The sequence below is a fragment of the Staphylococcus sp. EG-SA-2 genome, assembly GCF_017152085.1.
Window position 1 is genome coordinate 1 of record NZ_JACYHC010000311.1, and the last position, 376, is coordinate 376.

The following is a 376-nucleotide window of genomic DNA, read 5'->3' on the forward strand; positions in this document are numbered from 1 at the left end:
TATGACAAAGCAAAAGGTCAAGAATATTTAAAATCAATTTAAAAAATACTATCTGACATTTAAAGCCCCTTACAACCTTTGGTTGTTAGGGGCTTTTATGCATGCGCAAAAGCGCAGGCGAACCGAAAATAGACTGACACAGTAATTCTTAAAAAGCAGCAGTAAGATGATTCCAAATTGGAAATCAACTTACCGCTGCTTTTACTCGTATATACCTTGATGGCAACTAAAATTTGTAATTTAAATTACAATTAGTGTTTCATGTGCATTTTGCCCATGTCATGAATTTTCATCATTAAACCGTGAGGGACGTCATCATGGTCAACTTTTTTAACTTTAACAATTTTATCTGAATCTGCTAATTTATAAACAATTA

General features: G+C 32.4%; 1 protein-coding gene. It reads right to left on the reverse strand.

The genetic code is table 11. The annotated features are described in order from the left end of the window. Positions 1-251: 251 nt before the first annotated feature. Positions 252-376: DUF4889 domain-containing protein (locus tag IDG60_RS03055; protein ID WP_206160460.1), on the reverse strand; the 125-nt coding region annotated here is incomplete at its 5' end.